This is a genomic window from Aeribacillus sp. FSL K6-8394 (genome assembly GCF_038008865.1).
Taxonomy (GTDB): Bacteria; Bacillota; Bacilli; order Bacillales; family Aeribacillaceae; genus Aeribacillus; species Aeribacillus composti.
In genome coordinates, this window is the sequence record NZ_JBBPAA010000001.1 from 2,524,692 (window position 1) to 2,546,315 (window position 21,624).

General features: G+C 40.9%; 25 protein-coding genes. 1 reads left to right on the forward strand and 24 read right to left on the reverse strand.

Annotation, left to right across the window (positions count from 1 at the left end; genetic code table 11):
• Positions 1-9 precede the first annotated feature (9 nt).
• The 19 genes from NSR00_RS11905 to prfA all read right to left on the reverse strand — a co-directional run bounded on the left by NSR00_RS11905 (position 10) and on the right by prfA (position 16,382).
• Positions 10-549 carry a F0F1 ATP synthase subunit delta gene (locus tag NSR00_RS11905; protein WP_117016857.1) on the reverse strand — a complete coding sequence of 180 codons (540 nt, stop codon included), beginning with the start codon at positions 547-549 and terminating at the stop codon, positions 10-12.
• A complete protein-coding gene (gene atpF, locus NSR00_RS11910; RefSeq protein WP_082830384.1) occupies positions 546-1,010 on the reverse strand; it encodes a F0F1 ATP synthase subunit B in 465 nt (154 codons plus the stop codon). The genes NSR00_RS11905 and atpF overlap by 4 nt, the downstream gene beginning before the upstream one ends.
• Before the next feature lie 282 nt (positions 1,011-1,292).
• A complete protein-coding gene (atpE, locus tag NSR00_RS11915) occupies positions 1,293-1,505 on the reverse strand; it encodes a F0F1 ATP synthase subunit C (protein ID WP_340788977.1) in 213 nt (70 codons plus the stop codon).
• A 69-nt stretch (positions 1,506-1,574) separates the two neighbouring features.
• Positions 1,575-2,285: a F0F1 ATP synthase subunit A gene (gene atpB, locus NSR00_RS11920; RefSeq protein WP_327873303.1), complete on the reverse strand. Its 711-nt coding sequence runs from the start codon at positions 2,283-2,285 to the stop codon at positions 1,575-1,577.
• A 6-nt stretch (positions 2,286-2,291) separates the two neighbouring features.
• A complete protein-coding gene (locus NSR00_RS11925) occupies positions 2,292-2,675 on the reverse strand; it encodes an ATP synthase subunit I (protein WP_063389019.1) in 384 nt (127 codons plus the stop codon).
• 2 nt (positions 2,676-2,677) lie between these two features.
• Positions 2,678-2,905 (reverse strand): AtpZ/AtpI family protein, encoded by a 228-nt coding sequence (locus tag NSR00_RS11930; protein WP_340788980.1) that lies wholly within the window; start codon positions 2,903-2,905, stop codon positions 2,678-2,680.
• Between the two features lie 183 nt (positions 2,906-3,088).
• A complete protein-coding gene (locus tag NSR00_RS11935) occupies positions 3,089-5,335 on the reverse strand; it encodes a S8 family serine peptidase (protein WP_340788984.1) in 2,247 nt (748 codons plus the stop codon).
• 262 nt (positions 5,336-5,597) lie between these two features.
• Positions 5,598-6,227, reverse strand: coding sequence for a uracil phosphoribosyltransferase (gene upp / locus NSR00_RS11940; RefSeq protein ID WP_063389021.1), 630 nt, complete (start codon positions 6,225-6,227; stop codon positions 5,598-5,600).
• A 188-nt stretch (positions 6,228-6,415) separates the two neighbouring features.
• Positions 6,416-7,657, reverse strand: a complete 1,242-nt coding sequence (gene glyA, locus NSR00_RS11945; protein ID WP_063389022.1) for a serine hydroxymethyltransferase — start codon at positions 7,655-7,657, stop codon at positions 6,416-6,418.
• A gap of 505 nt (positions 7,658-8,162) precedes the next feature.
• Positions 8,163-8,711 carry a TIGR01440 family protein gene (locus NSR00_RS11950; protein WP_063389023.1) on the reverse strand — a complete coding sequence of 183 codons (549 nt, stop codon included), beginning with the start codon at positions 8,709-8,711 and terminating at the stop codon, positions 8,163-8,165.
• Positions 8,712-8,723: 12 nt separating this feature from the next.
• Entirely contained in the window at positions 8,724-9,170 is a 447-nt protein-coding gene (gene rpiB, locus NSR00_RS11955; protein WP_340788988.1) for a ribose 5-phosphate isomerase B, read from the reverse strand.
• A 16-nt stretch (positions 9,171-9,186) separates the two neighbouring features.
• Positions 9,187-10,482, reverse strand: coding sequence for a methyl-accepting chemotaxis protein (locus NSR00_RS11960; RefSeq protein WP_117016858.1), 1,296 nt, complete (start codon positions 10,480-10,482; stop codon positions 9,187-9,189).
• Between the two features lie 16 nt (positions 10,483-10,498).
• Complete coding sequence (locus tag NSR00_RS11965) at positions 10,499-10,951, reverse strand: low molecular weight protein arginine phosphatase (protein ID WP_082829607.1); 453 nt, start codon at positions 10,949-10,951, stop codon at positions 10,499-10,501.
• A gap of 215 nt (positions 10,952-11,166) precedes the next feature.
• Positions 11,167-11,712: a manganese efflux pump MntP gene (locus NSR00_RS11970; protein WP_094244717.1), complete on the reverse strand. Its 546-nt coding sequence runs from the start codon at positions 11,710-11,712 to the stop codon at positions 11,167-11,169.
• Positions 11,713-11,974: 262 nt separating this feature from the next.
• Entirely contained in the window at positions 11,975-13,018 is a 1,044-nt protein-coding gene (locus NSR00_RS11975; protein ID WP_340788992.1) for an L-threonylcarbamoyladenylate synthase, read from the reverse strand.
• A gap of 174 nt (positions 13,019-13,192) precedes the next feature.
• A complete protein-coding gene (locus tag NSR00_RS11980; protein WP_340788995.1) occupies positions 13,193-13,624 on the reverse strand; it encodes a GNAT family N-acetyltransferase in 432 nt (143 codons plus the stop codon).
• 64 nt (positions 13,625-13,688) lie between these two features.
• On the reverse strand, positions 13,689-14,333 hold the full coding sequence (gene spoIIR / locus NSR00_RS11985) for a stage II sporulation protein R (protein WP_063389029.1): 645 nt from the start codon (positions 14,331-14,333) through the stop codon (positions 13,689-13,691).
• Between the two features lie 114 nt (positions 14,334-14,447).
• Complete coding sequence (prmC, locus tag NSR00_RS11990; protein ID WP_130156429.1) at positions 14,448-15,308, reverse strand: peptide chain release factor N(5)-glutamine methyltransferase; 861 nt, start codon at positions 15,306-15,308, stop codon at positions 14,448-14,450.
• Positions 15,309-15,311: 3 nt separating this feature from the next.
• On the reverse strand, positions 15,312-16,382 hold the full coding sequence (gene prfA / locus NSR00_RS11995) for a peptide chain release factor 1 (RefSeq protein ID WP_340788999.1): 1,071 nt from the start codon (positions 16,380-16,382) through the stop codon (positions 15,312-15,314).
• Between the two features lie 562 nt (positions 16,383-16,944).
• Between prfA and NSR00_RS12000 the strand changes: the two genes are divergently transcribed.
• A complete protein-coding gene (locus NSR00_RS12000; protein ID WP_340789002.1) occupies positions 16,945-17,439 on the forward strand; it encodes a MerR family transcriptional regulator in 495 nt (164 codons plus the stop codon).
• An 88-nt stretch (positions 17,440-17,527) separates the two neighbouring features.
• Here NSR00_RS12000 and NSR00_RS12005 read toward each other — a convergent pair whose 3' ends face one another.
• The 5 genes from NSR00_RS12005 to glpX all read right to left on the reverse strand — a co-directional run bounded on the left by NSR00_RS12005 (position 17,528) and on the right by glpX (position 21,606).
• On the reverse strand, positions 17,528-17,959 hold the full coding sequence (locus NSR00_RS12005) for a hypothetical protein (RefSeq protein WP_340789005.1): 432 nt from the start codon (positions 17,957-17,959) through the stop codon (positions 17,528-17,530).
• Between the two features lie 134 nt (positions 17,960-18,093).
• Positions 18,094-18,666 (reverse strand): thymidine kinase, encoded by a 573-nt coding sequence (locus NSR00_RS12010; protein ID WP_063389034.1) that lies wholly within the window; start codon positions 18,664-18,666, stop codon positions 18,094-18,096.
• Between the two features lie 85 nt (positions 18,667-18,751).
• Positions 18,752-18,952 (reverse strand): 50S ribosomal protein L31, encoded by a 201-nt coding sequence (rpmE, locus tag NSR00_RS12015; protein WP_063389035.1) that lies wholly within the window; start codon positions 18,950-18,952, stop codon positions 18,752-18,754.
• Between the two features lie 138 nt (positions 18,953-19,090).
• Complete coding sequence (rho, locus tag NSR00_RS12020) at positions 19,091-20,368, reverse strand: transcription termination factor Rho (RefSeq protein WP_063389036.1); 1,278 nt, start codon at positions 20,366-20,368, stop codon at positions 19,091-19,093.
• A 272-nt stretch (positions 20,369-20,640) separates the two neighbouring features.
• The gene (gene glpX / locus NSR00_RS12025) at positions 20,641-21,606 is read right to left on the reverse strand and encodes a class II fructose-bisphosphatase (protein WP_063389037.1); all 966 of its coding nucleotides are present in this window, start codon (positions 21,604-21,606) and stop codon (positions 20,641-20,643) included.
• Positions 21,607-21,624 lie beyond the last annotated feature (18 nt).

Below are 21,624 nucleotides of genomic sequence, written 5' to 3' on the forward strand. Positions count from 1 at the left end.
CACCCCTATCTACGAACTTTTCGCTAAATTCCGCCCGATTCGTTCGAGCTTACTCTTGATGCTACCGTCAAAAATACGATTGCCGATTTGAAGTTTCAGTCCGCCAATTAAGTTCTGATCAATGACGTTTGTGATTTTAAGCGATTTTTTTCCGACCTTTTGCGCAAATACTTCTGAAAGAGCCTGCTTTTCTTCATCCTTCAACGGACGGACGGAGTAAACCGTTGCTTCTGCTGTTTGCTGTTCTTCATTTGCAAGCTCCACAAAGTTATCTACAAGTTCAGGAACTAAGCGGATGCGATGGCGATCGATAAGCAGAAGAAGAGTATTGATAATTTCAGCACTCAATGAAGAAAACGCTTCATTGACCAATGATTTTTTATTTTCGAGCAACACCTTCGGATGCTCTAAAATTTGCAGCAATTTTTGATTTTCAATAAACACCTGCTTTACAATCCGCAATTCTTCTTCAAACTGCTTCACTTGATTTTTTTCCTTTGCAATTTGAAAAAGAGCTGACGCATAGCGCTTTGCCACTCCGCCAATCATAACTGTTCTCCTACCTCTTTAATATAATCATTGATCAGCTTCTCTTGCTCAGCTTCATTCAATTCTTTTTCAATCACTTTAGAAGCAATAAGAACGGATAATGATGCCACTTGATTACGCAATTCAGCAACAGCTTGCTCTTTTTCGTGTTCGATTTCTTTCTTGGCTGCTTCTTTCAGTCTTTCTGCCTCCGCACGAGCCGCTTGGATGATATCTTCTTTTTGCTGTTCGCCGAGTTTTTTCGCATTTTCAACAAGCTCCTGTGCTTCGATGCGGGCTTGCTTTAATAGCTCACGCTGCTCTTCGGCAAGCTTTTTGGCTTCCGCATGCTTTTCTTCCGCAGCATTTATTTCATTTGCAATAAATTCTTCCCTCTGTTTCATAATGCCCATAAGCGGACCAAAAGCATATTTTTTGAGCAATGCTAACAAAACTAAAAATACAACGAGCTGAACGAGCATATCTCCTGCTGCGAAGCCTCCAGCTCCGAGGGCAAATTCAACTGTTAACACGGCTTCGTTTCACTCCCTTCAAAACTTCCGTTTTCCAACTACCGGCTATATTGGGACTCTTTTACCATTCACAACATAAAGGAATGGCGAAGATGCTTAAATAACTTCGCCATTTCCTCTTTTTCACTTGCTGTCCTTTCGATTCGGACTTCACGCAAATTGATTGCATGTCGATTTCTAAAAAGCCTTTTTCAACACCAATCTAGGCAAGGCTCTTTTGAAATTTTCAAATTACGCACCAAAAGCCATAAATGCAATAACAACCGCGATAATCGGAATCGCCTCAACCAACGCAACCCCGATAAACATAGTAGTTAGAAGCATACCGCGCGCCTCAGGTTGACGAGCAATACCTTCTAATGTACGAGATACGATAAGTCCGTTACCAATACTAGCACCAAGTGCCGCTAAACTAATTGCAATTGCAGCTGCTAATAAATTCATGAATAAAGTCCTCCTTTATTTGTTTAAAAATAATTTTTTACACAAACATTGTGATGAAGTCATTTATTTTTAATGGTCATGGCTAACTTTATGCGCCATATAAACCATTGTTAACATTGTAAAGATAAAAGCTTGGATTGCACCTACAAAAATACTGAATGCCTGCCACGCCATCATCGGAATAATTGCCCCGATGAAGCCGAATGCTCCGCTAGTTGCCAAGCTGACAAGCAAACCTAGCAAAATTTCCCCAGCATAGATGTTACCGTAAAGACGAAGACCAAGCGTCAACGTGTTTGCAAACTCTTCAATAATTTTAAGCGGGAACAAAAACGGCAGTGGCTTGAAAAAGTCGCTTCCATAGGCGGAAAAGCCTTTTAATTTAATCCCGTAATAATGCGATAAACCGACGACTAAAATGGCCAGTGTCAGCGTTATGGTAGGATCAGCCGTAGGCGATTTCCACCAAAGCTCATGGTCAACAACGATAGCGAATGGTAAACCAAGCATATTGGAAACAAAAATGTACATGATGAGCGTCATTCCTAAAGTAAGGAATCGGCCACCTGTCTGCCAGTCCATCGTGCTGTTAATAATGTTTTTCACAAAATCCATGACCCATTCCAAAAAGTTTTGCATACCCGTTGGCTTCATTGCCAAAGAGCGGGTCGACAATACGGCGATGATAAATACAATTGCGCTAGAAACAAGTATCATCAAAATATTGGACAAATTAAATTCAAGTCCTAATAATTTTACTATCGGCGCTTCGTGACCCAACAAAATTCACCTCTCTTCCCAAGCTTGTCCGCAAATGTATAGAATAGAATCTATCATAATGACAATATAGATTGTCATTAAACCAATAACCACGCTAATTAAATGGAAATGTTCAGGGAATTTGAGTGCGATTAATACCGCCAATCCTGCGGCTGCCATCCTTGAAACCGTTCCAAGCGAACGTGCTGTACGGCCTTCTTCGATTGCTTGCTGTATTTGCTTTGATTTACGCACTAGTATCCATAAATTATAGAGGCTAAAGCTTGTACCAAGGGCAAGACCGAGGAAAATATCTTGATAAGGAGTAAACCCCCATGCTAACACATAGATGGCAAGCAAAAACAGCAAATATTTTTTGCTGCGCACAAACAATTTTTCAATACGATCCATAGTTACCGTTCATTCTCCTGAAAAAAATGTTGGACTAATCTCAGCATCGCAATTATTCCCGCAGCCAGTCCAATTAGAAGACCAATGATCAAAAAAACGGGTTCTGTATGCAACTGTCGATCAAGCCATCTTCCTGCAAAAATCCCAACGAGCACTGATCCTGCCAAATAGGAAAGAATGGCGGTCATTAAAGCGTATGCTCGGAGCGGATGGTGCTCTTTTTGCCGCATTGGGTATGTCCTCACAATATAAAATTACCTTATTTTTTATTATATCAAAAGGCTGTTGAAAACCTTATCATCCCACCCCGTTTAGCATACAATAGGCACCAATCAATGTCAATCTGTTTCACGTCAAAAGTTGTGCTATTTGTTAAGAATATCACAATTTGTTCACAAATATTTTTGCCGTTTCTATTGACTTTTTAATATTTTTTTATCTAAAATGATTGTCGTTTCATAGCTGCTTTCTTCCCCGTCTTTTTTTGCAAAAATAAGCGCTTTGTAAACGCCGTTTGGAATGTCCTTAAATTGCCCGGAAATGTCTCTTTTCAACAAACCTCCCGGAATATTTCTTTGCCAGTCTAAAAAGCCTTTGAATGTTAAAGTGTCCGGATCATACAGGGCAATCCCGAATTCATCCGCCCCTTGCGGCAAATAAAGCTCATAATGGTACATATTCCCTTGATCGGCAAGCCCAAATTCAAATCCCATGATTTTTGGATAATTCGGTTCGCCAACAACGAATAAATATGGAAGGCGGATTGTCTGGCTGCCGGCTGTCACAACAAGAGTCCCGTCATACAATCCTTCCCTCAATGATTTTGGTGCAACATCAATCGAGACGGATACTTCTCTTCTCCCGTTAGCAGGAACCTTTACGGAAATAGGGAGCTGCCATTGAACCCCTTTTTGATAATGCGGTTTAGAAAAAACAAACGTTTTTTCTTGATCGGAGAGATTTTCAAGAGTTAACGTGATCTCTTTCTTTTTCCTGCCGATATTTTTGTGAAATTGACCGAATGATAGAGATGCCGGATAAACGAGAGCTCTTGTCTGAACAGCCGATAAAATATCGATTCTTCCCGCCCCCTGCTCAAACACCTTGTACAGCCTTCCATTTTGATCATAAAGCGGTTTAGCAGTATTCATCATAGCTGCTTTTATTTGTTCCGGCGACCAATCTGGATGCTTTTGTTTGATCAATGCCGCTGCACCTGCTATATGCGGAGCAGCCATGCTTGTTCCTTGAAGAGCCATATACCCTTTAGGTATTGTGCTGTCAATTGCTACACCAGGCGCGACAAGATCGGGCTTCACTTCCCATGTGACTGTTACCGGCCCTTTTGATGAAAAGGGTGCGAGGCGATCTTGTTCTATCTGAATGGTTGTTTTGATGAACGATTTTTTATTCAATTGTTTCAGCAGCCATTCGCCATCTTCCTTTGAGATGGAGACAACAGGAAAGTCCAATTTTTCTTCTAAATTGCCGGTAAATCTCCCTTTCATGTTATTGTAAATAATCAACGCTTGGGCTCCGGCTGATTTTGCATTTTTCACTTTTTCGGCAAACGTGATTTCCCCGCGCTTCACCAAGGCTATTTTTCCTTTAACAGAAGGTTTAAAGTCTTTTTTCTCCCCTAAGCCTGCATATTCTATTCGTCCTCTAATTGTTGTCCAAGGGGCAGAATTGAACAAAGAGTCAGCTGGCATTTTCTTTTGAAATCCTGAAAGGGTTAAATACTTTACGTCAAGCGGCGGTGTCGATGCGCCGACGGAAATTGCTTTGCTTGCAGTGCCAGGCGAACCGACGGTCCAAATGTTAGGACCAGAGTTTCCGCTTGATACAACTGCAGTTATCCCCTCTTCAACGGCTCGGTTTAACGCCAGGCTTGTCGGATAATCCGGGCCGTTCACATCATTGCCAAGAGAAAGATTTACGATATCTACCTGATCCTCAATCGATTTTTCAATCGCTGCAATAACTTGGTCTGTCGTCCCGTATCCATGAGGGCCAAGCGCTCTATAGGCAATGATGGAGGCATCCGGAGCAACCCCTTTCAATTTTCCATTTGCGGCTATAATTCCTGCTACGTGAGTGCCGTGAATTGTCCTCGAATTGTCTTTCGCGACTGTTTCCATTGGGTCTTTGTCTTGATCTACAAAATCAAATCCGCCTTGATAATTTTTTTGTAAATCTCGGTGGTTGTAGTCGATCCCCGTATCTATAACAGCTACTTTCACTCCTTTTCCCGTCAATCTTTCATCCTTCGCGTCAAAATAGCCGCGTGCATCGATGCCGCCTATAAAAGGAACACTTTCTTCAACCGTTGCTTGAAAAGTCGTTACAGGCTCTGCATGTTCAATGTAAGGCTCTTTTACTAGCTGATCTAGATCTCTTTTTTTCCCTTTTACTGAAAATCCGGTAAACGTTTTTTTATATTCCCAGCAAATGTTTATTTCCGGATATTTTTTTTGAATCAACTCTTTTATTTTTGAAAGGTTCTGATCTGACAAAACAATGATCATTGTCACTTGTTCATCCGCATTCTCTTCAGGGATTTGCGGATGTTCGGGGAAGGTCTTTGCAAAAGCAGTTACATCAAAAACGTGGAAAATGAAGAAAAAAAGCAAACAAATTCGCACTGAAGGGTTTCCCATTTCTATCACCTCAGCACTTATTGTTCGCTATGAACATCAGTTTATTGCATGAAAAAAGTCGTTTTAAGGGAAAAGTGAGAAATTGATGGAGCTGTTTAATAAGTCGTTTTTACGGCTTATTGACGCCCATTAATGTTTTAGAAACGTTGATATATCGATGTTTATGATTTTGTGTTTTTAATGGGGATTTGACTTTCAAGACAGCTCCTTATATTAATGAATCTAAAAAGAAAGAGAGGGCACTTCACTTCGCCCTCTCCTGTTATTTTGTACCAAATAAACGGTCTCCTGCATCTCCTAAACCTGGTACGATATAGCCATGGTCGTTTAATTTCTCATCAAGTGCGGCAATGTAAATATCGACATCTGGATGAGCTTCTTCCATTGCTTTTACCCCTTCAGGAGCAGCTACTAGACACATGAAACGGATATTTTTTGCACCGCGTTTTTTTAGACACTCTATTGCTTCAACTGCTGAACCGCCGGTAGCCAGCATTGGGTCAACAACGATGAAATCCCGCTCTTCCACATCAGAAGGAAGTTTTACATAGTATTCTACAGGCTTTAATGTTTTCGGATCCCGATATAACCCGATATGGCCGACTTTTGCGGCAGGAATCAGTTTCAAAATGCCGTCAACCATTCCTAGCCCCGCACGCAAAATGGGAATAACCCCAAGTTTTTTTCCTGACAAGATTTTTGTTTTCGCTACTCCTACCGGGGTTTCTACTTCCACTTCCTCCAGCGGAAGATCTCGTGTTATCTCAAACGCCATTAATGTAGCAATCTCATCCACAAGCTCTCGAAATTCTTTTGTTCCGGTTTTTTTATCGCGAATATAGGATAGCTTATGCTGAATTAACGGGTGATCAAATACAAACACTTTGCCCAAGTTTCACATCTCCTTTTCTTTTGCCTCAATAGATTTTACAGAAAAAATTTTTGAGTTTCAACATTTTCATCAACCTTTTTCGACAACATTCCAAACGATGAAATCCATTTTAAATAGTTTTAAGAGGCAGAAAATTAAAATAAAAAAAGAGCGTCCGAAGCATGTGGCTTCGAACACTCAATATTTCCTCAATAATTTGGGTAGAGCGGGAATTTTTCTGTTAAAGCTTGCACCCGTTTTCTCGCTTCTTCCAATTTAGCTTCGTCTTGATGGAATTTCAATGCAAATGCAATAATCGATCCGATTTCATCCATTTCTTCCAAACCAAAACCGCGGCTTGTGACAGCTGCCGTTCCAATACGGATTCCGCTTGTAACAAAAGGTGATTCAGGATCGTATGGAATCGCGTTTTTATTCACAGTAATGCCGATTTCGTCCAAAACATGTTCAGCAACTTTTCCTGTTAATTGCAAGTTGCGGACATCAACTAAAATCAAATGGTTATCTGTTCCTCCAGATACTAAAGTCAGTCCTTCTTCTTTTAATTTTTCTGCCAGCCGCTTCGCATTGTTGATAATGTTTTGCGCATATGTTTTAAATTCTTCTTGTAAAACTTCTCCCAATGCTACCGCTTTTGCTGCAATAACATGCATTAACGGACCGCCTTGAATGCCTGGGAAAATGATTTTATCAATTTGTTTTGCAAATTCTTCTTTGCATAAAATCATTCCGCCTCTTGGACCGCGAAGTGTTTTATGCGTCGTAGTTGTTACAAAATGGGAGTACGGCACAGGATTTTGATGAAGACCTGCAGCAACAAGGCCGGCAATATGAGCCATGTCAACCATTAAGTAAGCTCCCACTTCATCAGCGATTTCCCGAAACTTTTTAAAATCAATTTCACGAGGATAAGCGCTGGCACCAGCAACAATGATTTTCGGTTTATGCTCAAGAGCTTTAGCTCGAACATCATCATAATCGATAAGATGAGTGTTAGGATCAACACCGTATTCAACAAAATTAAATTGCATTCCGCTGAAGTTTACCGGACTTCCATGCGTTAAATGGCCGCCGTGAGACAAATTCATTCCGAGAACAGTGTCCCCATGATTTAAGACAGCATAGTAAACAGCCATATTGGCTTGAGAACCGGAATGCGGCTGAACGTTTGCATGCTCAGCTCCAAAAATTTTTTTCGCCCGTTCGCGAGCTAAATCTTCCGCAACGTCAACATATTCGCATCCTCCATAGTAGCGACGTCCCGGATAACCTTCTGCATATTTATTTGTTAATACAGAACCTTGGGCTTCCATTACCGCTTCACTGACAAAATTTTCTGACGCAATCAGTTCGATTTTCGTACGCTGGCGCTTTAATTCGTTCTGTATCGCTTCATATACTTCAGGATCCTGTTGTTGAATATATTTCATGAAATGTTCCCCCTCTAGTCTTTCATCGATTGAACGGCACAGGCGAGCGACAAAATCGTCATGCCGATCTACTTATTAATCAGAATAACCGTATTGCTCATCCTTTGGCAACCCTTTTCTTTTATGTAAGCGCATTCTTCCCAAACTTTTTTTTGGCATGAATAGTTTTTAATTCGGAATTTCTTAAAACCTCGATTCTGCCTGTATACTTAAACTATCAGTTTGTAAAATGAATCATGTCTTGTACAACTCGACCAGCGGAGCTTCTATACCTAGCTCAATGCACAGAGTCGTCAAGCAGGAAATGATCGGCAACCTGTATTTTCAGTGAAACAAAATCGCATCAAAGTTTGATACGACTTTTGCTTACAATTTCTAAAGATGGAGGGGCCCCGATACTTCAAAGAAATGATGTGCATGTTTTTTTTCGTTCCGCTCCACTTCTTTTATAAAAAAATAGCAGCACAAACCATGACGTAAGTTCGCACTGCTAATATTCGAATGTTTATTTTGTATAAACTGCCCGCGCACCGCCGATAAGCTTCGGCCGGCTAAAAGCTAAGTTTACATGGGCTTGTCCGACTTGCTTGACCGAACTTCTAACAGGGACAGCAACATGCTTTAAATGCATGCCAATAAGTGTATCTCCGATGTCAATGCCTGCATCTGCCTTAATAAATTCAACAACAACCGGATCCCTCATATGCTCATAAGCAAACGCTGCCATGGAACCGCCTGCTTTCGGGATTGGGATGACAGAAACGATTTCGTAATTGCGCTTTTCTGCTGTTTCCCGTTCAACGACAAGAGCGCGATTCAAATGCTCGCAGCATTGAAAAGCGAGCTCTACACCTGTTTCTTTTTGAAATTCCGATAATGCAGAAAATATCATTTCGGCAACATCCGTATTTCCGGCAGTGCCGATTTTTTCTCCGATTACTTCGCTCGTTGAGCACCCTATGACAATCAGCTGCCCTTTTTGAATTGGTGCTTTTTCTTTAAAATCGGCCAACACTGTTAAAAGCTGTTCCCGGTATTCTTGCAATTCCGGCATTCGATCATCACCTTATAAATGGGTTTCTTCATATTTTGAAATTTTTTCTAGTCTATTCGCATGCCTGCCTCCCACATATTCAGTTGTCAGCCACGTTTTCACAATTTCGCGGGCAAGTCCCGGCCCGATGACACGTTCACCCATTGCAAGCATGTTGCTGTCGTTATGCTCCCGGGTTGCTTTTGCGCTAAACACATCATGTACAAGGGCGCAGCGAATACCCTTTACTTTATTGGCCGCTATTGACATTCCGATCCCTGTTCCGCAAATTAAAATACCGCGGTCAAATTCGCCTTTCGCTACTCGTTCAGCTGCTGGCAATGCGTAATCAGGATAATCAACTGATGTCCCACAGTCGCAGCCGATATCTTCGTATTCGATATTCATCTCGTCAAGCAATTTTTTGATTTCTTCACGTATGTTGACCCCTCCGTGATCTGAGGCAATTATAACTTTCACTAGCTGCTCCTCCTTTTTATTTTTCATAAGTAAATCGATCGATTACTTTCTTTAGCTGCTGAGCGCTTGCTTCAAGCTCTCTCGTTAATTGATTAATGTTAGAAATATTATCAGCTTGTTCTTGTACAGATGAGGCCACTTCCTGTGCACCAGCAGATGTCTCTTCGGCAATCGCTGCCACTTCTTCGGATTGCGCTCCTGTTTGTTGAATGCTTTTTTGCTGTTCGTCCATCAGCTCGCTGATCACCTTAACCGCTTCGGCAACATGCAAAATCGATTTCGACATCTCGACAAGAATTTTCTCTGTTTCTTTCCCTCTTTGCGCTTCTTGTCGAGCTGTTTTCACTTGATCTCCAATCTGTTCAACAACATTGCTTACTTCTTTTTGAATGTTAGAGATCAGCTCGGAAATTCCTTGAACAGCTTTGGCGCTTTGGTCAGCAAGCTTTCGAACTTCTTCCGCAACGACAGCAAACCCTCTGCCGTGTTCACCTGCTCTTGCCGCTTCAATTGACGCGTTCAGCGCCAGCAGGTTTGTTTGATCGGCAATATCGCCGACAAGGGATACAATAGTCTCCACCTTTTTGGCATTTTCTTCAAGACGCTGTACCGCCAAAATAGATTGCTCGTTTTTTTCGGCCAACGATTGAATCCCTTTAATTAAAGATTGAAATATCTTTTTGCTTTGGTCAAGTGATTGAACCATTTCATTCGCCATTTTTTCGGATACTTTTGCTTTTTCTTTTACCTGACTAGCAAGCTCTACCGTATCTTCCACCGCTTCTGCTGTTTCCTGAATAGCAGCCGCCGATTGGTCGGCTCCTGTTGAAATTTCCTTAATCGTATATGAAATGCTTTCAGCTTGTCTTGTTGCCTGTTCTGTTGCAGCATGTATTTGTTTCACCTGCTCATTTGTTTGCTCAAAATTTATTTCAATGTTTTTCACCATATGTCTTAAATTGGAAAGCATTTCATTAAAGGCTCTGCTTAAGGACCGAATTTCATCATCTGATTTGATGTCAGGAACATTTACGGAAATATCGCCATCGGCCGCTATAAGAGCAGCTTTTTCAAGCCGCTTTAGCGGAGAAATAAGAAATCCAGCTGCAATAGCTGTTAAAACCCCTGACCATATAATTCCAAGAGTCAACGTCAAAATGGTAAAAGATGTTCGGTCAATATATTGTTTCACATACTCGTATACAACATAAATGAAAAATCCGCTTGTTGAATATGTAATAAGAGCAACAATCGTAATAAAGATGACAATTTTTAAACGGATGCTGAATTTGTATCGATTCTTGTTTTTCACAGAGTCCACCTGCCTGCTAATTTGTTTCTAATTTTGAAATAAGCTTTTGAAGCAATTGCTCCAGCTCTTCCCTTGTTTTTCTGTACTTTTCCACGGAACTGCCAAACGGATCGGTAATATCACGTATCTCCTCATCTTTTCCAACAACGAACTCGCTTACCGTAAATGTTTTTTCAGCTGCTTTAGGAAAAAATTGGCATAATATGTTTTTATGATCTTTAGTCATCGTAAATACATATGTTGCCCAATCGATATGTTCTTCCGTAAGTTTTGAAGCACTGTGCTCAACATGTATTCCCTTTTCCTCCAGCACTTTTTTTGCATTTTCTGAAATTTTTTGCCCATCCAATGCAAACACGCCTGCTGAACGAACGTTAAATCGGCCGTTTTTTTGCAAATGCTTAAAAATAGCCTCCGCCATCGGGCTTCGACATGTATTTCCGGTGCAAACGAATAAAATGTTTGTCACAAGGTTTTCTCCCTTCTATCTCTCCCTTTTGATGTTACCTTCATTATAATCAAAAAGTTCGAAAGAATGGAAACCATGAGGAATTTTTTTTATTTTTATTATCGACAAAAAGTCACAATTTTTTTGCATAATAGGCATATTTAACCAAAAAAATTAACAAAAAAAAGCACGTCCAATGACTGTGCTCAAATGATTGGTTTAGACAATACAGCTTTCTACATTGAAAATAATAATTTCAAGCCAAATACAAGCAAAATGCTCCCGCCAAAAGCTTCACTATATGAGCCGAACCAATCTTGAACCCGTTTGCCGATCAATAACCCGCTCCAAGTGAGCACCATGCTCATAAAACCAAACATTACGACGGTTAACAAAACCTCCGCTCCGTAGATACCTAGACTTAATCCTACCGAAAAACTGTCTAAACTGACGCTCAGCGCAAAAAGGAACAGGCCGATGCCGACCGGTGCAATGAAAGGCGATTCATCGCGTTTAAAAGACGAATAAATCATTTGAATTCCTAAAAGAGTGAGCAGACATCCTCCAATATACATGGCAACTAAACCAAACTTTTCCGATAGTACTTTCCCCAAGACAATTCCGATAAGCGGCATGATCATATGAAAAATCCCAATGTATATACCGATGTCAAAAATTTGCTTCCATCGCAAACGAACTAAGCCCATCCCAAGGCTAACTGAAAAGGCATCCATCCCTAATGCAAATGCCATTAAAAATAAAGTTACTATTTCTGCAGCCATATAGATAACCTCCCCCGGACACGCATATTGAACGATATGCACGTCAGAGGGACATTATGACAAAGAATGGCGCCCGGTTCATTGATCTCTGTTTATTTAACTGCGCGATCTGTTTCTGCCTATTCGTGCGATGGCAGATGAGCCTTTACCATTTTTATATTTGCTTTTGATCTGTCAATTCCGCCTGTTAAACAAAGGATCAGAAAGTCTGGACTCAAAAAAACCGGCCTGAGCGCCGATTTTTGTTCAAGGCATTAAAAGTTTACCGTTCTTTTATGATCCGGTGGGATGCAGCTTTTAACAAGCGATTCATAATAGCTTGTCCAACTCCTTCCGTAGGAAACGCTTCGCTGAATAATACATCCAGCTGTTCTTCATTAAACTTTCTGAGCGAATCATACAGTGCGCTGGCAACTGTTCGCAAATCGCTTCTTTTTCCGCAGACAACAATTTTATCCGCACTGTAAAAACGACTATTTTCTTCTGTTGTCAACACCCCGACTTTTTTTTCTTTTTCTTTCTCTTTTTGTATTAATTGTTCAATAAATTCTTTGCTTCCATCGACAATCGTTAAAGGAGCATCAGGTGCATAATGTGTATATTTCATGCCCGGCGCTTTCGGCAATTCCTCCTGATTCAGCAGCGCAGCATCTATGCGCACCGAACCGATGACTTCTTCTAATTGCTGCTTTGTAACACTACCTGGACGCAGGATCACTGGAATACCCTCGGTGCAGTCAAGTACTGTTGATTCTACGCCAAGTCCAGTAGGGCCTGCATCGACAATTCCCGGGATTCGCCCTTCGAGATCATCCATGACATGTTTAGCAGAAGTGGGACTTGGCTTTCCGGAAAGATTGGCGCTCGGAGCTGCAATCGGCAGATTTGCTGCTTCGATTAATGCTAATGCTGCAGGGTGATCCGGCATGCGCACTGCTACTGTTGATAATCCTGCTGTGGCAAGATTCGACAGACCTTCTTTTTTTGGCAAAACAAGGGTGAGAGGGCCTGGCCAAAAACGGTCAATTAATGGATCAATCCAATCGGGATAGCTATCCACAATCTCTGTTAACTGTTCTTTTTTAGCAATGTGGATAATTAACGGATTATCGCTCGGTCTTCCTTTCGCGCTATAAATTTTTGCTACTGCTTCATCGCTTTTCGCGTTTGCTCCTAGTCCATAGACTGTTTCTGTTGGAAAGGCAACCAATTCATTTTTTTTCAATAGTTCGGCTGCCTGAACAATTTGTGGAGAATTTTTTGTAACATGCTCTAAATTATCCACAATCCAATGCTTCGTTTTCATTTCGTTTACTCCTTTGCTAATACATGAACGAGTGTTATGAATCTTTCTAAGCAATAGTGAAACTGTTCAATTATTTTTCAAGAACAAGTTTTATCCACAAATTGTGGATAAAGCTGCTGATTGCAGTGGATAAATATTGTGGATATTGTGTATAATTTATACGTATCCTTAGCGTTATTTTACCATAAACTCTACATTTGGAACGGATACCAACTGATTCACCAGATTTGACGCAAGCATGTGGGAAGGCAATTCATCCGCTTGAATCCTCTTGAATCCCAATATTTCTAATAACTCTGCTACAGAATTTTTGTTGACTGCAAAATAAATATTTTTCAAACGAAACTGTTCCATTAATAAGTCTGCCGATTTTAATAGGGAAATGATATGTCCTTGATTCAAATTGCTGGACACAACGCAAGAGCGGAGGAGACCATCCTGATTGATGACTTCCATTCCTAGACATCCCGCTATTTCACCATGATCAGTCTCCATAATAATAAAATGGCTGTTGTCGAAGCCTTCCGTGGAAACGCCCGCTTGATCTGCAAATTGTTGAATGGTTTTTAAGTCTTCCCTTTCCGCAAACCGCAATGAATAATACACGCTTTCACCCCTTTTATTCGGACAAATCTAGTAATCAATGTATGAGGCAAAAGCTGAATTAGACCTATGAAAACAGATTTGTAAACCATTCTACTAAGAAAAATTTCACTTCTACTTCCTCATCATGTTCTTCAGGAGCGAATAAGTTTTTTGTTTTCTCTAATTTCTTTTCTTCTTTTACTTTATCCTTTTCTTCATCCTGTTGAATAGCTTCACCGCTTGAAAAGTCGACAAAGCAAAGCGGCGGAAACAACACGCACCACCAGTTGGCTCCTTTTCCTTCTCCAAGAGTGATCAATATGGCTTCATAGTTTCCAGCCGGATAAAGGAAATTTCCATAAAGCTTTGTCGGAAATTGAATTTTTTTAAACTCCACTGTAAAGGATTGGCTGCTGTTTTCCTGTTTTAAAACGCTTTGGACGATATCCTTAATTTCTGGTATTTTTGCTCGAATGATTTTACGCGCCTCTTCAATCGAAGTTAGATCCTGAACCCATTGATTAATTGCTTCATTGACCGCATTCCGAACATTCCGTTTTAAAGCTTGATCTTCCGGAGAATCGCTATTTGCTAAAATTCGCAGACGAATGGCTTCGTCAGGAATGATCACCGTCTCATTTTGTTTTGCGTCTGTCGGCATTTCATAAGCTGTTAATAGGCTGCCAAACAGCATTAAAAAAATATATATAACAGATAATTTCTTTTTCATCGTTTTTCCTCTCCCTTCAGTACGTCATTATCGACAGAAGAGAGAGATCTTAAACATAAAATTGGTTCAGATTTAAAGTTTGCTAGAAAAGGAGGGAATGGCTCGAAAAGCTTATTATAACGAAAGGACAGCAAATACTTTCCGTTCTTTTCCATTCATATCGTATTCAATTTGTACCTCTGCTTTTGGAAACCTATTCTCTAGCATGCTTTTCACATCTTTTCCTTGTCCGTGCCCGATTTCAAATGCGATTAATCCAGGGTAGCGGATCACATCTGGAAGCTGCTCCACAATTTTTCGATAATACAAAAGGCCGTCCGCTCCTCCTGAAAGCGCTAATGTCGGCTCCCAGTCCTTTACAACCGTTGACAGCTCCATGATTTCTTCATCCGGAATATACGGCGGATTGGACACAACAACATCCGCTTTTTGCTTTGCATTTATAATAGGGTTCAGCAAATCGCCTTGATAAAAATGCACATTAGCACAAAGCTTTTCGCTATTTTCTTTTGCCACTGCAAGCGCTTTTTCGGAAATATCGGTGGCAGACACGCGCATTTTTTTATTTTCAAGAGCCAATGTGACGGCAATAGCACCGCTCCCCGTGCCAATATCTACAACATCGATTTGCTCCCTTTCAGAAAATAAACGTTCAGAGTGGAGCAGCACGCCTTGAACTAGCTCTTCCGTTTCCGGTCTCGGAATCAATACATGCTCGTTCACCTTAAAAGGGCGGCCGTAAAATTGTTCGCAGCCGATAATATATTGCACAGGCATCCCTTGAGCATGTTTTTGCACGTCCTGCTGAAAGATTTCCCATACTTGTTTGTCAATATCCATTCTTAAATCGGCAAGCAAGCCCGCCCGACTTTTCTTCATATGATGCAAAAGCAGCAATTCTCCCGCATTCTCATCTCTTCCCGCTTGTTTTAAAAAAGAAGAAGCCCATTTGAGGGCTTCGAAAACTTTCGGCATGGTTTACTCCCCTTGGGATTGCAGTTTTTTCGCTTGATCTTCTAAAATGAGGGCATCGATAATTTCATCCAATTTTCCTTCTAGGATGAGATCAAGCTTTTGTAATGTGAGACCGATACGATGGTCTGTAACTCTGTTTTGCGGGAAGTTGTACGTACGAATGCGTTCCGATCGATCACCGGTTCCAACAGCAAGCTTTCGGTTTTGATCGTATTCCGCTTGCGCTTCTTGGCGGTATTTATCTAAAATGCGGGCACGCAAAACCTTCATGGCTTTCTCTTTATTTTTTATTTGTGATTTTTCATCCTGGCAGGATACGACAATTCCGGTTGGAATGTGTGTTAAACGTACAGCTGACATCGTAGTGTTAACGCTTTGTCCTCCAGGACCGCTTGATGCGAATGTATCAACACGGATATCTTTCTCGTTAATTTCTACTTCTACCTCTTCCGCTTCCGGCAAACAGGCGACTGTTGCAGTTGACGTATGAATTCTGCCTCCAGATTCCGTCTCCGGTACCCGCTGCACGCGATGGGCACCGTTTTCAAATTTTAATTTGGAATAGGCTCCTTTTCCTGTAATCATAAAAATGATCTCTTTATAGCCGCCAGTCCCGGTCGTGTTTGCTTCCATTACTTCTATTTTCCAGCCTTTATCTTCCGCATACCTAGTATACATGCGGTAAAGGTCTGCAGCAAAAAGCGCTGCTTCCTCTCCGCCTGCTGCACCGCGGATCTCCATGATAACGTTCTTTTCATCGTTTGGATCTTTTGGAAGCAATAAAATTTTTAATTGCTCAATCAGTTCGCTTTCCCGCGCTTCAAGCTCTGCCAGTTCCTCTTTTACCATTGCCCGCATTTCTGGATCAAGCTTTTCTTCAAGCATGCTTTTTGCATCTTCTAGCTGCTCTTTTACCTTTTTATATTCACGGTAAACTTCAACCGTTTCTTGAAGATCAGATTGTTCTTTCGAATATTCGCGCAGCTTTTTCGGATCGTTGACAACCTCCGGATCCATTAAAAGCTCATTCAATTTTTCATATCGGTCTTCAACCGCTTGCAAACGTTCTAACACGGAATTTCACCTCTATTTTTAATCATAGCCCACTCATAGGGAAACTCCTATGTGGTGCACCGTTTGTAACTTTCTAAATTATAGTATAGGAAACTGTACCAGTCAAAAACAACCGTTTTTAACAATTGGGAAGCAAAAAAGCTTTTTTCGATATGCGATGCTGCAAAGTCGATTTTACAGGTTCGGACGGCTTTTATAATCACATCAAGGTTTTGTTAAAAAGCGATGAATCAATCCAATATGCTGCCATCATTTGTACCAAACTAGCAACCTTTTAAAATTTTTCGTTTTTGATCTAGAGTGCAGGACAAAATCAAGTCGGCTGACAGACAAAACCAGATGTATGCGGACGAATGATTCTGCCATGAAATAGAATCAGCGGCCGAATGGAACAGAATATATTTTTTGAAGCTCTCGCAGTTTCAAACGTTCGGATAATTGCCGGCTCCTCTGTCGATATTCTAGAACTTTTGCCGGATGACCGCTTGTTTTGTCAAACAGGAAGGGTTCTCCTATAAAAAGCTGAATATGTATATTATGATCGTTTGAAAGGGGAGGTTCGATGAATACAACCGATGCTGCCAAAAAAATCGGTGTTTCTCCGAAAACAGTTCAGCGCTGGATCAAACAGCTTAATCTTCCAATGGAACGGAACGAACTTGGACATTATATGTTTTCTGACGAGGATATCACCTTGCTCAAAGAAGTTCACAATCAAATAAAACAAGGAGTTCCAATGCAACAAGTAATAGTAAAAGCGAAAAGAAAAGAATCGGCTAAAAGTGCTGGTGGAACGGTTTCGAACGAATTGTTGAAAAAAATAGCGGATCTGGAGCAAATGATCTATTCAAAAGCTGACGATGTCGTGTCATATCAGCTTTTAGTGCAAAGAAAGGAAATTGAAGAGCTGACAGGAAGGATCGAGACGCTCGAAAGAAAAATAAAAGAGCTTGAAAGCAAAAAAAATATGCCTGAACTTCAAATGTCTTCGATTGATAAACCCCGAAAAAAGAAGGCAGTATATAAAACGCTGCTCAGCTCCATTTTCGGTTTATAAGCCCGTCTTCATGACACACACTCGATACACGAAATCAATTTTCGATTTATAAGTTCTTTATAAAACTCGCTCAATCGGTGAACGAGTTTTATTTTTTATTGATTAACTGAACATGCAAGTTGTATCGGGGCAGTGCACGCTGCAACTTGTCATACAGCTCCTTTTGCCGGTTTTCGCGTTGTTGTTCCGTCAATTTTTGTGATGTATAAATAACCGCCCAAGCATCGTCCCCATTTGTCCAAAAAGAATCGAGCTCTAAACCTTTTTCAGTTTCCAGTGTACGGACGATTTGTTCTTTTGCTTCCCTGATCGTCAAGGGGCTGTTCGCAATATTTATGTTTGGATTTTGTGTTTGCTGGTCGACCACATCTCCTGTATTTTCAGGCTTAACGTCCCTCGTCATCAGGTTGGATCCATTCTGATCGAGATTTAATGAGCGATTATCTGATATTTTATCCGCCGTTCCACACCCTGACAGTAAATATATTGCTGCCAAAATGAATGGTATCAATATTCGCATAAAAAGCACCTCCTGTTCTTAAGGTGCCCAAAAGGATCAGCTCTTTTAAATGAAAATATTTCCTTATCGTAAGATTCTCTTCATCACACCTTGCCGACAACGTTTCTTCCCATCTAATGCAAATAAGCAATGATTCATAACGGCGGATTCGCGTGGCACTTTCGGCAGACAGGATAGTACTTGTCATTTCCTCCGATTTGGATTTGCTCGCCCGAATATACCGGTTTGCCGTTGTCGTCAATCCGTAAATTCATTGTTGCTTTCCTTTCGCAGAACCAGCAAATCGTTTTCATTTCCTCAATTTTATCCGCAAAAAGCAGCAAATATTTGCTTCCTTCGAAAAGCTCATTTTGAAAATCGTTTTTCAATCCAAACGCCATTGCGGGAATATTCAATTTGTCAACAATATCCGCAAGCTCAAGTACATGCTTTTTCTTTAAAAATTGTGCCTCATCCACTAGCACACAGTACGGCTTAGGCTGATACTCCTTCACAATTTGGAAAATATTCGTATCATCGTAGATCGGTATCGCTTTTCGTCTGAAGCCAATTCTGCTTGATACATATCCAACTTCATCACGAGTATCAATGGCAGACGTGAAAATCAGCACCGATTTGTTTTGTTCCTCATAGTTATGAGCAACCTTTAAAATTTCGATGGATTTGCCGCTGTTCATCGCCCCGTATTTAAAAAACAATTGCGCCATATTTAAAAATCTCTCCCCGTTTTATAAAAACATGTCAAATAAGTGAAAAAACAGGCAGAATGAAAAGACTGCCTGTTTTACATAATTATTTAAGACCGTATTTTTTGTTAAATTTGTCTACACGTCCGGCTGCAGTTGCAAATTTTTGACGGCCTGTATAGAACGGATGGCATTCAGAACAAATTTCAACGCGCACCTCATCTTTAACAGAACCGCTTTCAAATTCGTTTCCGCATGCACATTTTACGAGTACTCTTTTATAATTTGGATGAATTCCCGGTTTCATAGTTTTCAACTCCTTTACGCCCTGAATCATTTCGAAACAGAGTTTATCTATTCGGAAACGTGCAATTATTTCACGCTTCAACATTCTTAAACACACATAAAAAAATTATAACAAGGGTTTACAAGAAATGCAACATAGTTAGAAACTTTTTATGCCAGTTGTTTTCCATTCTTCTTTTAGCATCTCAAAAAATTCCTCATTTGATTTCGTTTGGCGCATTTTCTTTAAGAAGCGTTCAGCAAAATCCATCTGATCCGACATAGATTTTCGAATCGCCCATAACATTTCTAAATGCTCTTTCGGAATTAACAATTCTTCTTTTCGTGTACCGGAACGGCGAATATCAATGGCAGGGAATATTCTCCTTTCCGCTAATGAACGATCAAGATGAAGCTCCATATTTCCCGTTCCTTTAAATTCTTCGTAAATGACATCATCCATTCGCGATCCCGTATCTACAAGCGCAGTTGCCAATATCGTCAAGCTGCCGCCTTCCTCAATGTTCCGCGCCGCCCCAAAAAACCGCTTTGGACGGTGAAATGCGGCAGGGTCAATCCCTCCTGACAGCGTCCGGCCGCTTGGCGGAATTACTAAGTTATATGCGCGGGCCAGCCGAGTTATGCTGTCCATTAAAATAATGACATCCCGTTTATGCTCCACAAGACGCATCGCTCGTTCAAGAACGAGTTCAGCGACTTTAATATGATTCTCCGGCACCTCATCGAAAGTTGAGCTTACGACATCCCCTTTTACAGAACGTTCAATATCGGTTACCTCTTCAGGACGTTCATCAATAAGCAGCACAATCAGTTCAGCCTCAGGATGGTTCGTCGTAATGGCATTGGCAATTTCTTTTAAAAGCATTGTTTTTCCTGCCTTAGGGGGTGCCACAATTAAACCGCGCTGTCCAAAGCCGACTGGTGTAATTAAATCCATAATTCTTGTTGATAAATTTTTAGGTTCGGTTTCCAATTTCATTTGTCTATTTGGATAAAGAGGAGTAAGGCCCGGGAAATGGACGCGTTCTTTCGCAGATTCGGGGTCGTCGCCATTTACCGCTTCAACGTGCAGCAATCCGTAATATCGTTCATTTTCTTTTGGCGGGCGGACTTTTCCAGATACTTTATCGCCGTTTCTTAAATCAAAACGGCGGATTTGCGAGGCTGAAATATAAATATCCTCTGCGCTGGGAGAATAGTTAATTGGACGCAGAAAACCAAATCCTTCAGAAGGAATGATTTCTAAGACGCCTTCCATAAATAGCAAATCTTCTTTCTCCGCATTTGCTTTTAATATTGCAAAAATTAATTCCTTTTTTGTTAATTTGCTGTAATATGAAATTTTAAATTGCCGTGCTAGTTCATACAACTCTTTTAATTTCATATTTTCAAGAGTTGAAATGGAAATCTCGCTCATACTTACACCACGCTTTTCTTACCATATTCAAAATATTTCACGTTTCGTTCTTCCATCCATTAAAATTTGTTGTTTGAAAACGTAAGGGCAAATGGATTGAGAAGGAGGCAGGAAGGTAGGAAGCTTAAAAGCAGAAATCTTTTTATAACAACCTCTTTATTTTTACCTTATTTTTTTACTTTTCGCAATACATTTCAAGCTAAAAAAACAGCGGAAAGTATTTTGAAGGGTATATTTTTAAAAAGCAGAGGAGATCTATTCGTCTCCTCTCACTAAGATCGAATAACTAAATTCGGTTTTTTATTCAAAGAATGGCGGCCATCGATAAAGCGAACTGTTCCGGATTTCGCACGCATCACAACAGAATGAGTCGTTGCAATAGAGCTTTTGAATTGCACACCTTTTAACAGCTCGCCATCCGTTACACCTGTTGCAGCAAAAATCGCATCATCGCCTTTTACTAAGTCTTCCATTCGAAGAGTTTTGTTGACATCAATCCCCATTTTTTTACATCGTTCCAGCTCCTGGTCATTTTGCGGCAGCAGCTTTCCTTGTATTTCTCCTCCTAAACATTTTAAAGCAACTGCTGCCAACACTCCTTCAGGAGCCCCTCCAGATCCGAACAAAATATCAACGCCCGTATGGTCAAAGGCGGTATTAATTGCCGCAGCGACATCGCCGTCATTGATCAGTTTAATGCGAACACCCGCTTCTCGAAGGGTTTGAATAATATGCTCATGTCTTTTTCGATTTAAAACAGTTGCTACAACATCTTCGATATCTTTATTTTTCGCCTTTGCAACAGCTTTTAAATTGTCGATAATCGGAGCATCAATATCTATGCACCCGACAGCTTCAGGCCCTACTGCAATTTTGTCCATATACATATCTGGCGCATGGAGCATGTTCCCATGGTCGGCTACCGCTATAACTGCAAGTGCATTCCAGCCGCCTGACGCCACAATATTGGTTCCTTCCAATGGATCTACGGCGACATCGACACGCGGGCCGTAGCCGTTGCCAAGCTTCTCCCCAATATACAGCATCGGAGCCTCGTCCATTTCTCCTTCTCCAATCACGACTGTTCCTTTCATCGGGATCGTATCTAGAACGGTTCGCATTGCTGAGGTCGCGGCATCATCCGCCTCATCTTTTTTGCCGCGGCCCATCCAACGTGCAGACGCAAGGGCAGCTGCTTCTGTCACACGTACAAGTTCCATTGATAAACTTCTTTCCATTTTGTGTTCCTCCCCCTT

Excerpts from the sequence above, each read along its gene's own strand:
- atpF (WP_082830384.1), bottom strand. The coding sequence starts at position 1,010 with ATGCTCGTTCAGCTCGTTGTATTTTTAGTTTTGTTAGCATTGCTCAAA.
- spoIIR (WP_063389029.1), bottom strand. The coding sequence starts at position 14,333 with ATGAAAAAGAAATTATCTGTTATATATATTTTTTTAATGCTGTTTGGC.
- glyA (WP_063389022.1), bottom strand. The coding sequence starts at position 7,657 with ATGAAATATATTCAACAACAGGATCCTGAAGTATATGAAGCGATACAG.
- NSR00_RS12005 (WP_340789005.1), bottom strand. The coding sequence starts at position 17,959 with ATGCGAATATTGATACCATTCATTTTGGCAGCAATATATTTACTGTCA.
- NSR00_RS11930 (WP_340788980.1), bottom strand. The coding sequence starts at position 2,905 with ATGCGGCAAAAAGAGCACCATCCGCTCCGAGCATACGCTTTAATGACC.
- rpmE (WP_063389035.1), bottom strand. The coding sequence starts at position 18,952 with ATGAAACCGGGAATTCATCCAAATTATAAAAGAGTACTCGTAAAATGT.
- NSR00_RS11925 (WP_063389019.1), bottom strand. The coding sequence starts at position 2,675 with ATGGATCGTATTGAAAAATTGTTTGTGCGCAGCAAAAAATATTTGCTG.
- prmC (WP_130156429.1), bottom strand. The coding sequence starts at position 15,308 with ATGCCGAAAGTTTTCGAAGCCCTCAAATGGGCTTCTTCTTTTTTAAAA.
- NSR00_RS12010 (WP_063389034.1), bottom strand. The coding sequence starts at position 18,666 with ATGGCGCAATTGTTTTTTAAATACGGGGCGATGAACAGCGGCAAATCC.
- glpX (WP_063389037.1), bottom strand. The coding sequence starts at position 21,606 with ATGGAAAGAAGTTTATCAATGGAACTTGTACGTGTGACAGAAGCAGCT.
- NSR00_RS11905 (WP_117016857.1), bottom strand. The coding sequence starts at position 549 with ATGATTGGCGGAGTGGCAAAGCGCTATGCGTCAGCTCTTTTTCAAATT.
- NSR00_RS12000 (WP_340789002.1), top strand. The coding sequence starts at position 16,945 with ATGAATACAACCGATGCTGCCAAAAAAATCGGTGTTTCTCCGAAAACA.
- atpE (WP_340788977.1), bottom strand. The coding sequence starts at position 1,505 with ATGAATTTATTAGCAGCTGCAATTGCAATTAGTTTAGCGGCACTTGGT.
- rho (WP_063389036.1), bottom strand. The coding sequence starts at position 20,368 with ATGAGCGAGATTTCCATTTCAACTCTTGAAAATATGAAATTAAAAGAG.
- NSR00_RS11935 (WP_340788984.1), bottom strand. The coding sequence starts at position 5,335 with ATGGGAAACCCTTCAGTGCGAATTTGTTTGCTTTTTTTCTTCATTTTC.
- NSR00_RS11970 (WP_094244717.1), bottom strand. The coding sequence starts at position 11,712 with ATGGCTGCAGAAATAGTAACTTTATTTTTAATGGCATTTGCATTAGGG.
- NSR00_RS11975 (WP_340788992.1), bottom strand. The coding sequence starts at position 13,018 with ATGAAAACGAAGCATTGGATTGTGGATAATTTAGAGCATGTTACAAAA.
- NSR00_RS11950 (WP_063389023.1), bottom strand. The coding sequence starts at position 8,711 with ATGCCGGAATTGCAAGAATACCGGGAACAGCTTTTAACAGTGTTGGCC.